The organism is Schaalia sp. JY-X159 (assembly GCF_014525425.1).
Classification (GTDB): domain Bacteria; phylum Actinomycetota; class Actinomycetes; order Actinomycetales; family Actinomycetaceae; genus Scrofimicrobium.
On record NZ_JACEXI010000006.1, the window covers coordinates 30,603 to 43,785 of the forward strand.

A 13,183-nucleotide genomic window follows, 5' to 3' on the forward strand; every position below is an offset into this window, starting at 1 on the left:
AGGGTCCGCCCACACTCGCCCCAGCGAGCCAGACAAGGATGAGCAGGGCAGGAATGAAGACTCGCAACCACTTCGGAGGTCGCTGACGTGCCGCAGCTCGAACTTGTTTCGCATTCTTGGCCTATGAAACTGAGTTCTTCATGGCTTTCCTTTCAACGGAGCAGCTTTGGGCGACAGTCGAGAAAATATTGATCAATATTGACTATATAGCCTATCTAGCAATACCCTTAGCATAATACCCACATTCCTCATAGAATGTAAGAATGGCAAACGACACGACCGGGCCCCCTCAAGGGACTGCCCAGACTTTGCGTCCAAAGGACGAAGAGCCTCCGTCTGTGGAGAGTTCGCTTTATGACGTCAACGCCAGTGACCCGCAGGGGCACCTCATCGACCGATCAGCCCTCAGTGTTGAAGATGTTGCACAGATCACCCGTCTCATGAACTCGATGGCAAACCTGAGGCGCTCGGAGGAAGAACTCTCGAAAGCGTCCCAGAAGTTCATGCAGCTCAGTGAGACAGAGATGCGGGCAATTCATTTTTTGATTGTGGCCGCGAACCAAGAACAGATCGTGACTCCGGGCGCGATCGCACGGCACCTCGGCATCACCAGCGCTTCAACCACAAAGTTGCTTGACCGCCTGGAGCGAGATGAGCACATTGTGCGTAGCCCGCACCCAACAGATCGGCGCGCATTATCGATCAGCGTCACAGAACAGACTCACGCTGTAGCCCGTGACACGGTGGGACGAACACACGCAAATAGGTTTATTGTGGCAGCGGCTCTAGAGCCAAGGGAGCGCGAAGCTATAACGAAGTTTCTCAACGATATCGCCGAGCGCATGAGGCAAGGTCACGACGGATGGAACGTCCCGTGAGTCCGGCTCTGAGTGATGTGAGCGTCGTCTGGTTTCGAGACGACCTGCGTATTGCTGATAACCCTGCACTCACTGCGGCGCTCAATCGAGGCTCTTCGGTGTTGGCGCTGTACGTTCTTGACGAAGAGTCTCCGGCGATCAGGCCACTGGGTGGGGCTTCACGATGGTGGCTGCACGAGAGCTTGCTCTCGCTGGAACAGTCCCTTGCAGAGCTCAACATTTCGCTAGTGCTACGAAAAGGAGCTGCGGGATCGGTGGTGCCCGATATCGTCAGAGATTTAGGGGCATCTTCGTTGTTCTGGAATCGACGCTACGGAGCTGGCGAGATCGCGGTCGACGCTGAGCTGAAGCAGAGGCTTCGGGGTGAAGGCGTGCATATTGAGAGCTTTCAGGCGTCGTTGCTCTTTGAGCCTTGGACAATCAGAACTGGCCAGGGCTCGCCCTACTCCGTATTTACGCCGTTCTGGCGCGCATGTCGCGTCAATGCCGAAGAATTACGGCTCCCACTGCCCACGCCGCCTCGCTGTAACCTTCCGGCACCTGCACTCGGCTCAGAAAATATCACCACGTGGGCGCTGCAACCTACGGGACCCGACTGGGCCGAAGGATTGCGGCAGGCCTGGACACCTGGCGAAGCGCACGCGCATGAGCGACTGCATGAGTTTCTTGAAGAGGATCTCGAAATATACTCCGTCGGCCGCGATGTGCCAGCAGAGCACGCAACGTCTGGCCTTTCGCCACACCTTCGTTGGGGTGAGCTGAGTGCCCACCAGGTGTGGCATGAGGTGCAGCAAATCCGAGCCCACTTGTCACCCGTAGCGTCTGAGGGTGCAACGAAGTTTCTCACCGAAATCGGCTGGCGCGAGTTTGCTTGGCACGTACTTTTTCACTTCCCGAACCTCTCTGAATCCAACTGGAGAGCCGAATTCAATGAGTTCCCCTGGCGCAGAGTGCATCCGGACGAGCTTGTGGCATGGCAGCGTGGCGCAACCGGATACCCACTGGTCGATGCGGGGATGCGGGAACTCTGGAACACCGGCACCATGCACAACCGGGTACGAATGGTCGCCGCTTCGTTCCTCACAAAAAACTTGCTCATAGATTGGCGCGTAGGTGAGCAATGGTTCTGGGACACGCTCGTTGATGCGGATCAAGCCAGTAACCCATTTAACTGGCAATGGGTGGCGGGCTCCGGCGTCGACGCAGCCCCGTACTTCCGGGTGTTCAACCCTGAATTGCAGGCGAAGAAGTTTGATCCTCAGGAATCCTACATTCGGCACCATATTCCCGAGTGGGGTTCCGGAAGGTACCCGCAGCCAATTGTTGCCCTCGACGAATCGCGAAGTGCCGCACTCGCGGCCTACCAAAGCGTAAAACGTCAGGGCTCATAGAACCTGAGTCAAAGTACTTATTGTTTGGATAATAGTTTCCTGGTTAGAATATGTGTTGGCTAGCAAAACCTGGATTTTGGAAAATCCGGAGATTGTGCTCGGCTGAGAATTTTCATTCCGACGGGAGCGCATATGCACCAGCAACACTCGACGCCGCTACTGGTTGATATCGACGGGTACCGCAATGTCACTGAACTGCTGAAGCGGCGTGCCGAAGATGCCCCGCAGCATGTTGCGTTTGAAATCCCAACAAAGTCCGGAGATCTTTCTGCGCCATGGCAGCCCATTTCAACACAGGAATTTCACTTCGAAGTTTCGCAGTTAGCAAAGGGCTTCATTGCTGCGGGCGTGAACGTAGGTGATGCCGTAGCCATCATGTCGGAAACGCGCTACGAGTGGGCAGTGGTCGATTTGGCTGCCTGGTTCGCCGGAGCCGTCGTGGTGCCAATTTACGACACGGCTTCACCCGCCCAAGTTGCCGCAATAATTCGCGACGCAGACGTGCAAATCGCTGTGGCAGGGAGCCATGACCAGATAGACGTTCTCCGCCAGGCGATTCGCGAAACCGGTGTGGATGCGCTCGGCGTCTGGGCAATGAGCGGTGGCACTACGGGCCTGAACGACCCAACGATCAAGGACCTTGCGGCACGTGCAACTGAGGTGTCTGATGGCGAACTCGAACAGCGTCGCTTGGCAGCCGGCCCCAACTCACCTGCAACCATCGTCTATACCTCCGGCACAACCGGAGACCCCAAAGGCGCGGTTCTGACCCATCGAAACTTCATCGGCCAGGCACTGAACATCGCTGCAGCGTACGGCGACGTGGTCCACCCCGGTGGAAACACGATTATCTTCCTGCCGCTCGCGCACGTACTTGCCCGTGGGTTGCAGCTCATCTGCATCGCGAGCGGTATGCGCATCGCCCACCTTGCAGACCCGGCGAAGGTGGTTGCAACGCTCAAGGTCCTCACACCGACCTTCCTGGTCGTCGTGCCACGAGTTCTCCAAAAAGTGCAGGAAGCCGCAGCGCAGAAAGCGGCGGATATAGGTTTTTCTGCTCTCTGGCGGGCTGCATGCTTGACTGCGATCGAGTGGGGAAAACAGCGCGAAGAGACTGACTCTGGAAGTGCTGAGTTGCCATCACTTGGGCTCCGTATCCGCCATGCAGTTTTTGATCGACTGTTCTTTCGTAAATTGCGTGCAGTGCTTGGTGGCCGGGTCGATTACATTCTCTCCGGCGGGGCCACACTCGACGCAGATCTGTCATTGTTCTTCCGCGGCATCGGAGTCCCAGTCATCGAAGGCTACGGGCTCACTGAGACGACGGCACCGCTAACGGGCAACTTGCCCGGCTCTATTCGTTCAGGAACTGTTGGCGTACCGCTCCCCGGGCTCTCCGTGCGGATCAGTGACGACGGAGAAGTGCTTGCGCGGGGAATCGGCGTCTTCGAAGGGTACCGCGACCCTGAACACAACATTGACGCCTTCGTCGATGGCTACTTTCGTACGGGGGATCTCGGAGCGCTTGATGCTGATGGGCGGCTCACCTTGAACGGCCGTCTCAAAGATGTGATCGTTACCGCGACTGGAAAGACTGTGGTTCCGACGGCTTGGGAGAATGCTGTCGCAGCACATCCGCTCATCTCTCACGCAGTAATGATCGGTGAAGGAAAGCCGTATCTCTCAGCGATTCTGCTGCTCGACCCGGAAGCGCTCATTGCGTGGGCGAGGACCGCAGGTGTCGAAAGCCAAATCTTGGACACCACGAGCTTTAGCGAAATTACAGACTCCCGTTTGCGGGAAGAACTACAGTGCGCCGTCGACACTGCCAACGCACTTGTGGCACGGAGCGAACAAGTGCGGCGCTTCGCACCTGTTGCTGCCAACCCGGGCGACAGCACACTCATCACGCCGACGATGAAGATCAAACGCCGCATCGTTCTCGAACGGGGCGCTCACGTCGTGGGCAACCTCTACCGATGACCACCGCGACCGATAGACAGAAAGGACCCACTATGTCACGCACAAATCGATCCGCCCTCATCACGATCATCGTCGTGCTCGCGATAGGTGCGCTCGTCGCCCTTACGGGTGCACAAGGTAGCGCAGAAATCGACGGAATTCCGCTCTTTACCCTCGCCGTTGTTGCCGCCTTCACTATTCAGATCATCGTGTACCTACCAGCGATGATTTTGAAAACCGAGAGATTCTTTGACCTCACAGGGGCCAGCACATTCACACTCATTTCTATTGTGCTGCTTATTTTCTCCCCTTCACCAGACACTCGCAGCTGGGTACTTGCAGCGATGGTAATTCTGTGGGCGGCACGCCTGGGCCCGTTCCTGTTCTTGCGAATCCGTAAGGCCGGTGCCGACAACCGATTTGATGACATCAAAGGCAGTCCGCTGGTCTTCCTGCGGGTCTGGATCCTGCAAGGCCTTTGGGTGAGTCTGACCGCATCAGCTGCATGGATTGCGATGAGCAGCGATGCCGCGTTGCGAGAGCCGCTCGGTTGGATCTCAATCGCAGGAATCGTGCTGTGGGTGATTGGAATGACGTTCGAACTGACCGCTGACCTACAGAAGTCTGCTTTCAAGGCCGACCCCAAAAATGCGGGTACCTTCATTCGCACCGGTCTCTGGTCACGCTCTCGCCACCCGAACTATTTTGGTGAGATTGTCCTCTGGGTAGGAGTGTTCTTGGTGGCAGCTCCGGTGCTTCACGGTTGGCAGTGGATTGCTCTACTATCGCCGGTTTTTGTCACCTTGTTACTTACTCGAGTCAGCGGAATTCCTATGCTCGAGGCAAGCGCTGACAAGCGTTGGGGTGGCCAGGAAGATTACGAGGCATACAAAAAACACACCCCCGTGCTAATTCCGCGTCTGACGGCTAGCCCACACGGCAAAATGTAGTCGATCGCGTAGCGGCACCCAGAGAACGTTGTTTTCGGGTGGGAGGACCATCTCTCTTCGGGGGAGGCGATTTCGTGCTGTATCCGGAATCGGGTGCGATGACTCGGTTCGCGATCGAGGAGCTATACACGGGTACCGATTGATCGATGAGCGATTGGCAACTTCTTGGACGTGGGACTCGCAATCACGCGTCCGGCAGCCAGATGGTGACTATCCCTGGGTGTCTCTCGCACACGGAGAAGTCGCTCCGATGACTACCAACGACTCTTAGATCTCACAGTGGAATGGGAGAAGACAACTCACGATCTTGCGGAACGGGAACAGGCTCTCGCTGCTGACCCCATCACCACGGCGGGAATGGAGCGGCATGGTGGGCAGCGCACCTTGCTGACATGACCCCAAGAAATCACCCTCCAATGTCTTCCATCGTTCTCGTTCGTGCGGACGTGATCGTTTGAGTCTGCGTCGTACCCGCCGAACCCCACCGAAACCGCCTGCCTCACCGTCTGACCAGCATGCAGAAACGGTCGTGGTGCCGCCGGTGCTTCCGCAGATCCTTCTCGAGGCCATCAACTCCGACACACTCATCGCCACGGTCAACGGAGATAAGCTCTCAGCCACCCCGATCCGGCGCAGCGAGATCACGCAGACTCTCACCGAGCTCGTCGCTCGGCTCGGGTCACCGACGCGGGTGGAGGTGCGGGAGCTCGATGGCAGCGTCCACGCCGATATCCTCACCGCGCCTGCACCGCAGCCTCGGTCCCCATTTGCCCCGCCACACGATACGCCCACCGCGGTCGCTCTACCGAGCCTGTTGGAGTTCGCAGCAGATGGATTCGTGCCCGGTGAGGATGTCGCCCTCGCCCTGGTTCTCCGGCACTCGTCGGCAGGATCAACAGGTACCGCACGGGCGCTTCTAGACCGTGGCGAGAAACCAGTCGTGACAGGCGAGGTAATTCTGTTAGGCCGGATCTCTGGCACCACATCCGTGCAACGCATCGACTGACCCGGCGCTGCATCCCGCACCTGTTCTCCTGACCCCGCACACACCGTTGCGGGGTCAGGAAGGTGGCCCATCATGTCTGGCCCTGTGCAGGCGAAACCCGCCAACGATCTCTTCATCAACCTTGCCCTCGGCACCCTCATTGCCGCTGCCGGCTTCACCGGACTCCTACGAGTCGCAGGCAGCGTGGCAGCGTTCCTCAGCGGCCTGCCGGAACCCACCGAAGGGTTTACCTCCGGCGTCAGCGTTCTTGCCACCCCCACTGATCCAGGGAAGGCACTCGGCGCTGACGGCCTCAACCCGATCCTCTACTGGGTCATCGTCACCGTGTTCTTCGGGATCCTCGGAACGGCGGGCTTCTTCGTGTGGCGTGCAATCCACCAGGCCCACTCAAAAACTGACCCGCACCGGTTGGCCGGCACCGCAACGGCAGCCGAGGTCGCCCGAGTTGCCTCAGCAAAGGCCCTGGTGAAGAAGGCCGCGACTCTGCGGCCGTCATTGACCGGGAAGGCGGCCCCTGCTGATGTCGGATATCTCCTCGGTACCGGCAAAGGCGGGCAAGTATGGGCCACGGTCGAAGACAGCATTCTGCTGATCGGGCCACCGCGTTCCGGAAAAGGCTTGCATGTGGTCATCAACGCGATTCTCGACGCACCCGGTGCCGTCATCACGACCTCCACCCGCCCTGACAACCTCACCGCAACGTTGAAAGCGCGGGCGCGGAAGGGAAAGGTCGCCGTGTTCGACCCGCAACAACTCGCCCCGGGACTGCCCGCGGGGATGCGCTGGTCGCCGGTGCGGGGGTGTCAGGATCCGTTGACGGCGATGATCCGTGCGAAAGGCCTCGCTACGGCCACCGGATTCGGTGGCGTCCAAGACGCCGGATTCTGGGAAAGGAAAACCACTGCCGCAATCCAGGGACTCCTGCACGCGGCGGCACTGGATGGGCGAGACGCGAAAACGCTCTACCAATGGGCTTTGAACCCGACCCTCGCCGCTGATGCCGTCCGAATCCTTTCCTCCCATTCAGGGGCGGCGGAAGGATGGGCGGACTCATTGGATGCGATGGTGCAGGCCGACCCTCGTACCAGGGACTCGATCTGGCAAGGCGTCTCGCTCGCGTTCTCTGCCCTGGCCGACCCCCGCGTGCTCGATGCGGTGAACCCGGCACCGGGCGAAGAGTTCGACCCGGAAGCGTTTCTGCTGGGCAACGGAACCTTGTACCTGCTGACGACCGGGGCAGGCGCTGGAGCGTCATCGGCACTGGTGGCGGCGTTCATCGAAGACCTCGTCGAAACGGCGAGGAAGATCGCCGCACGCTCACCCGGAGCCCGCATGGACCCACCACTCCTGCTCGCGCTCGACGAGATCGGCAACCTGGCACCGTTGCCCAGTCTGCCAACGTTGATGGCGGAAGGAGGTGGCACAGGGATCACTCCGCTGCCGGTGTTGCAATCGCTCGCGCAAGCACGGGAAAAGTGGGGCGAGAACCAAGCGAACGCCATCTGGGACGCCTCCATCGTGAAGATCATCCTCCGCGGAGCGTCCAACAGCCGCGACTTGCAGGACCTCGCCACCCTGATTGGTGACCGTGATGAAACTACCGACTCCGTCACGACCGATGCATACGGGGCGCACTCCAGTCAGCGATCGATCCGCCGGGTGCCGATCCTGCCACCTGATGTGCTGCGCACGCTGCCATTCGGGACTGGGGTGGTGATGCTCCGCACCGCACGCCCCATCATCACGAATCTACGGCCCTGGCCAAAACGTGGCGACGCGAAGATTTTGCACACGGACCGGGCCGAGATTGAGCAGGCACTCCAAGGCGGTGCCAGTTAACCCGAGTGGGGTTCGTACCTCTCTGGTGACCCCGACAAGAGTGCCGGGGTGAACACGAGCACGACACCTCTGGAGGTATCCGGCCATGGCCATTCAGACGAAAGATTCCCTGTCAGGATTTATCGCGTCCGACCCGCAGCTGACGTTCACCGGAAATGGGGAGGCCCGCTTTTATGCCCGCATTGGGCAACCGCACGCGCGGCGCGAGGAGGATGGCAGCTTCACGAAGCTGGATCCGACGTTCGCCGACCTGGTGATGTTCCGTAAGTCTGCCGAGCTCGCGCACGCGCAGTTCCAGAAGGGCGACAACTTCATTGCCGAAGGCGACGTCCAGACGTACCCGCAAACGGTCGACGGTGTCGAGGTGGAGCGCGAACAGTTTGTCGCTTCTCGAATTGGCCACGACAACAACACCACCCGCTACGAGGTACATCGTGCACCAGAACGCGGACCCGTCGAGCGTGAGAGCGTGAGCCGCGACCAGGTCGTCGATGCTCTTGCAGCCCGGCAAGAAGCGCTGGACCCCGAACCAGATGCCACGACAGTGGCAGCCACGTCGCGTGCGACACTCGCTCGGTAATCCTGGAAACCATCGTGAACAACACCCAAAACCCCGCCCCTGACGTTCCCGATGCAGACCAGCCACCGTCGGTTGATACCGATGGTGATGGCCTTGATTTGTCGGGGTTGCCTGAGCAGGTGGCGGCGAAGGCGAAGCGGTTCGCGCAACAGGCATACACCCAAGACCTCGCCGCGCAACTCGGGCAGATCCCCAGACCGATCAACTGGCGCACCCTGCCCCCGGATGATCTCGAACACGAGCTGCTGGAGCTGAACTCGTGGGTCAACTGGCTCGCCACGAGTACGGGCTGCCCACACAGGTCATCCCACCGATGTGGCATCGCCACCCGGAACTCCTGTGGGAACTTTCCGCACTCCGACAGCACTGGCTCGGCTGCTACGACCCGCAGGCCAAACCCAACCAGGCTCTCGCTTGGCATCATGACTTCGCCGTCTCGCGTGAGCGCCTCCGCGACTGGGTGACAACCTCCGGAACCCGCCTCGACCGAGACCGACCCACCCGGGTCACTCCGTGGCCCGGCGGTGAGTCCGAGAACTGGGTCGAACCCGACGCCAGCGAACGGCCGGTCACGGAACGCACCAAAGACTTTGTCGACTTCGTCGCCGAGCAAGTCGCGGCCCGTACCGCAGAGCAAGACGCGGTCATCCGACAAGTCATAGACGCCGAGCAGGAGCGCCACTGATGGCGGGCCGGACGACGCGATACCGACGCACCTCTGGATACGTGCCCTACGGCGATCGGCGCTTCTTCGTCGAAGCGGATCATCGCCCCGACCCTGACCTCGGGGTGCTCACCGAATTGTTCATCCGGCTCGCTCTCGAGCGGGTCGCCGATGCTCGCGAACTGCGCGATCGTAAAGCGAACCCGTCTACTCTGAAATCCCGATCACACCCCTAACCCAGCGGTGCTGCAAGGTACCATGGGACACGCAGAACGCCCTCCCATACACGGGTCGGGCGCGCACCCACCACACGCGGACTCAGCCTGACAATCAGGACCGGGAATGCAGACGCTAACCCTTGACGGTTGGCACCAAACACACTCGACGCGCACCTAGACCCGGCAGGGCACCTGCCGCTTCGTGTTTGCCCCGTCGAGTGAAAGCGGTGCAGCCATGACTCTCCTCGAAGCCCCACCCCTAGGCCGAATCACCGTGGTGACCGGCGAAGCACTCGCCGTGTCCTATCTTCGGGTATCCACAAAGGAGCGAGCAGAAAAAGGAGGGAAGGAAGAAGGGTTCTACATCCCCGCGCAACGTGAAGCGAACCAACACAAGGCTGCACAGCTGGGCGCGGTCGTCATTGAGGAGTTCGTGGATGCGGGCGAGTCTGCAAAGAAGGCAGACCGTCCTGCTCTGCAGCGCATGATCCGCTACGTCAAAGAACACAAAGTCGCCTACTGCATCGTCCACAAAGTCGACCGGCTCGCCCGAAACCGCGCCGACGATGTCGCGATCCACTTCGCCCTCCAAGAAGCGGGCGTCATGCTTGTCTCCGCGACGGAGAACATCGACGAGACCCCCTCCGGGATGCTACTGCACGGAATCATGTCAACTATCGCGGAGTTCTACTCCCGCAACCTCGCCACCGAGGTCGTCAAAGGCATGACTCAGAAAGCCATGGGAGGTGGCACCCCGTCCAAAGCGCCGGTCGGCTACCTCAACACCCTGGAACGTGACGAACTCGGCCGGGAGCTCCGCTCCATTGCACTCGACACTGAACGGGCACCACTCGTGAAGTGGGCGTTCGAAGCCTACGCATCGGGAAATTTCTCTCTGGCTGACCTCCGCACCGAACTGGTGAAGCGAGGTCTCACGACTGCGCCGACTCCGAGACGTCCATCTCGGTCGATCGCATTGTCTTCCGTGCACCGCATGCTGCAGAACCCGTACTACAAGGGTGATGTCGTCTACCGGGGTGTGCGCTACGACGGAGCACACGAACCCCTCGTCGCTCCCGAAGTCTGGTACCAAGTGCAGTCCATTCTCAAAGCGCACAACTCCTCCGGAGACCGCACCCAGAAACACGACCACTACCTCAAGGGCACCGTGCACTGCCGGGAATGCGGATCGCGCCTCATGATCAGCAAAGCAAAAGCACGCAACGGCACCATCTACCCTTACTTCGTGTGCCTCGGCCGGCATCAGAAAAGGAACGACTGCACCCAAGCTGCGATCCTGGTCGGAGACGTCGAAGACATGATCGTCGACTACTACCAACGCGTCCAACTCAGCCCCGCAACCCGAGATGCGCTACGCGGCATGCTGCACCACGAACTCGACCGGCTCACCTCGGCAGCTTCTACTGAAGCGGCCGACCTAACCAAACGTCGTACTCAGATCATTGACGAACAAGACCGGCTCCTCGAAGCACGGCTGAAGGACACGCTGTCACTTGAGCAGTTTTCGAAGTTTCAGGACACACTCCGAGCTGAACTCGATTCCGTCAACGAACAACTCACCGAACATCACAACGACTATGCCGAAGCACGCAATCACATCGATGACTGTCTGAACCTGGCTAGCGACATCGGTCGTGTCTATGCAACGTGCTCAGACCAGAACCGTCGCCTTGCGAATCAAGCGTTCTTTACCAAGATTCGTATCGGAGAACATCGCGATCTCGACGTGACACCAGCGAAGCCCTTCAACGTCATTCTCGACCCGGAAGTTCAGCGTGAAGCGGGCCTGTGGGATGAACCTCAAACCATCGCGGACGACGAAAACAAAACTGCGACACGGTATACCGTGTCGCAGTTTCGAACTTCGTCTATTAAGTGCCCCGAACAGGATTCGAACCTGCGACCTTCCGCTCCGGAGGCGGACGCTCTATCCACTGAGCTATCGGGGCATGCATTGGGTTGCCCAACGCCGCTTTACTTTACCAGTTTTCCAACCACGCAAAATCACGTGGCAGATATAAGGGATTCTGATACGACTGACACTTACCGATCAGTCTTTGCTGGGAGGCCACTGTCCACGTTCAATGAGGACCTCTTTGAGTAGTGAGGGCTTGTCCGTGACGATTCCGTCTACACCCCAGTCAAGCAGACGCTCCATCTGGGTCCGGTCGTTCACGGTCCACACATGAACCGCCAAGCCAGCTGTATGCGCTGTGGCAATGAACCTTGGTGAGACTACGCGCACACCCTTGTTCTTCTCCGGAACCTGGGCGGCTCTTACGCCATGGCGCGGTCCAGGAACGTGCCAGCTCTCCGCATTCGACACAGTTTCGGAAGCAAGGAGCAACCGCACAATTGTTGTCACGCCAAGTGAGGTCGACAGCTCCGCGCCACCAAGTTCGCGAACTTTCTCAAGGCGCTTCTCTGAAAACGAGGCCACCATGACACGACCGCCTGCCCCCGACTCTTCAAGAACATCTAGAAGTGGCTCAACGACCTCATCCGACTTCGCATCGATGTTGAAATACAGGTCTGGGAACATCGCCAAGACATCAAGCAACCGGTGCGGTGGCTCTCCGGCCTCGTTGTGAAACTCTTGGAGTTCCTCGAAAGTGTAGTCCGAGAACTTACCTGACGCTCCGTAGCATCGGTCCAGGGTTTCATCGTGAGAGATGACCACGACACCATCTGCGGTGCACTGGACGTCAGTCTCGATATGCTTGACGCCGATCTCACGCGCATGCTCGAACGCAGCAATGCTGTTCTCAACAGCCTCTTCCCCACCTCCGCGATGAGCGAAGATCAGGGGGTACGGCGCCGCCACAACGGGAATCACTAGCAGCCTTCACCAAGGAAGACCGCACCATAGGACTCTAGCCACTGTGAGGGAGGTAGGGATGATCCTGAAGAATCGCGCACCTCGAAATGAAGGTGGGCTCCAGTTGAAGAACCAGTGGAACCAACCGCACCTATTTGTTCACCCGCTGTGACAGTCTGGCCAACCGCCACGGTGATACCACCGTCATTCTGGTGCAGATATAGGGAATCGTAAACCGAACCGTCTTCCATATGGTGTTCGATTTCTACATAGTTCCCACGGCTAGAGTCATAAGAAACCGTCTTGACGACACCATCAGCAACCGCATAGATCGGTGTCCCCGATTCAGCCGCGTAATCGTCGCCCTCGTGTAGCTTCAGGTATCCAAAAATGGGATGAATTCGGTACCCGTAATACGAAGTACCAGAGAAGGTGCCTTCACGCAGCGGCATGTAGACCATCTGCTGCGTGGTCATTTGACGTGAACCGTTGGCTGCGACATCCACCTCAGCGGCACACGGCTTTACCTCAACCGGGACGCGGATTCGTGCCCGGGAAGCGGCTGCAGGATCACGGCGCAAGTCCGTGGAAGTATCTTGAACGCTGGACTTGACGTCTGCCCATGACTGTTCGACACCGAACTTTCCCGTCACTTTGTCAGAATCGGGGGCGGTGGTCGCGGGCATCGCGGCAGTCGCTACGGGAACCGCAAGAATTGCTGCAAGCATTCCAGTTGTGGCGGTAGCGCCACTCCAGCGGAGCGCTACACGACCCCGCGATGCAGGCGTACGACTTGAACGCTGACCTCGCGAGTGCGCGCTCAACATGGATTCCTCAGCCAATCGGTCATGCACCG

At 59.2% G+C, this 13,183-nt stretch carries 11 protein-coding genes, 1 tRNA gene and 1 pseudogene; 9 read left to right on the forward strand and 4 right to left on the reverse strand.

The annotated features are described in order from the left end of the window. The first annotated feature begins 263 nt into the window (after nt 1–263). From IDL90_RS09910 to IDL90_RS11895, 9 genes and pseudogenes are all read left to right on the forward strand, one after another. Nucleotides 264–878 carry a MarR family winged helix-turn-helix transcriptional regulator gene (locus IDL90_RS09910; RefSeq protein ID WP_187994394.1) on the forward strand — a complete coding sequence of 205 codons (615 nt, stop codon included), beginning with the start codon at nt 264–266 and terminating at the stop codon, nt 876–878. Further along, nucleotides 875–2,269 carry a deoxyribodipyrimidine photo-lyase gene (locus IDL90_RS09915; protein WP_223175171.1) on the forward strand — a complete coding sequence of 465 codons (1,395 nt, stop codon included), beginning with the start codon at nt 875–877 and terminating at the stop codon, nt 2,267–2,269. The genes IDL90_RS09910 and IDL90_RS09915 overlap by 4 nt, the downstream gene beginning before the upstream one ends. Nucleotides 2,270–2,401: 132 nt before the next feature. After that, on the forward strand, nt 2,402–4,252 hold the full coding sequence (locus IDL90_RS09920; RefSeq protein ID WP_187994396.1) for a long-chain fatty acid--CoA ligase: 1,851 nt from the start codon (nt 2,402–2,404) through the stop codon (nt 4,250–4,252). Between the two features lie 32 nt (nt 4,253–4,284). After that, on the forward strand, nt 4,285–5,181 hold the full coding sequence (locus IDL90_RS09925; protein WP_187994397.1) for a DUF1295 domain-containing protein: 897 nt from the start codon (nt 4,285–4,287) through the stop codon (nt 5,179–5,181). 529 nt (nt 5,182–5,710) lie between these two features. Next, a complete protein-coding gene (locus tag IDL90_RS09930) occupies nt 5,711–6,187 on the forward strand; it encodes a hypothetical protein (RefSeq protein WP_187994398.1) in 477 nt (158 codons plus the stop codon). A 72-nt stretch (nt 6,188–6,259) separates the two neighbouring features. Next, on the forward strand, nt 6,260–8,026 hold the full coding sequence (locus tag IDL90_RS09935; protein ID WP_187994399.1) for a TraM recognition domain-containing protein: 1,767 nt from the start codon (nt 6,260–6,262) through the stop codon (nt 8,024–8,026). Nucleotides 8,027–8,111: 85 nt separating this feature from the next. After that, complete coding sequence (locus tag IDL90_RS09940) at nt 8,112–8,606, forward strand: single-stranded DNA-binding protein (RefSeq protein ID WP_187994400.1); 495 nt, start codon at nt 8,112–8,114, stop codon at nt 8,604–8,606. 259 nt (nt 8,607–8,865) lie between these two features. Beyond that, on the forward strand, nt 8,866–9,291 hold the full coding sequence (locus IDL90_RS09945; RefSeq protein WP_187994401.1) for a hypothetical protein: 426 nt from the start codon (nt 8,866–8,868) through the stop codon (nt 9,289–9,291). A 432-nt stretch (nt 9,292–9,723) separates the two neighbouring features. Next, a pseudogene (locus IDL90_RS11895) lies at nt 9,724–10,812 on the forward strand (recombinase family protein); the annotation flags it as partial. Between the two features lie 348 nt (nt 10,813–11,160). Here IDL90_RS11895 and IDL90_RS09960 read toward each other — a convergent pair. The 4 genes from IDL90_RS09960 to IDL90_RS09975 form a co-directional block, all read right to left on the reverse strand. Further along, on the reverse strand, nt 11,161–11,313 hold the full coding sequence (locus tag IDL90_RS09960; RefSeq protein WP_187994402.1) for a hypothetical protein: 153 nt from the start codon (nt 11,311–11,313) through the stop codon (nt 11,161–11,163). Between the two features lie 72 nt (nt 11,314–11,385). After that, nucleotides 11,386–11,458, reverse strand: a tRNA-Arg gene (locus tag IDL90_RS09965). 101 nt (nt 11,459–11,559) lie between these two features. Continuing rightward, complete coding sequence (locus tag IDL90_RS09970) at nt 11,560–12,345, reverse strand: glycerophosphodiester phosphodiesterase (RefSeq protein WP_182141847.1); 786 nt, start codon at nt 12,343–12,345, stop codon at nt 11,560–11,562. Continuing rightward, nucleotides 12,345–13,055, reverse strand: coding sequence for a M23 family metallopeptidase (locus IDL90_RS09975; RefSeq protein ID WP_187994403.1), 711 nt, complete (start codon nt 13,053–13,055; stop codon nt 12,345–12,347). Before IDL90_RS09975 ends, IDL90_RS09970 begins: the two co-directional genes overlap by 1 nt. Between the last annotated feature and the right edge of the window lie 128 nt (nt 13,056–13,183).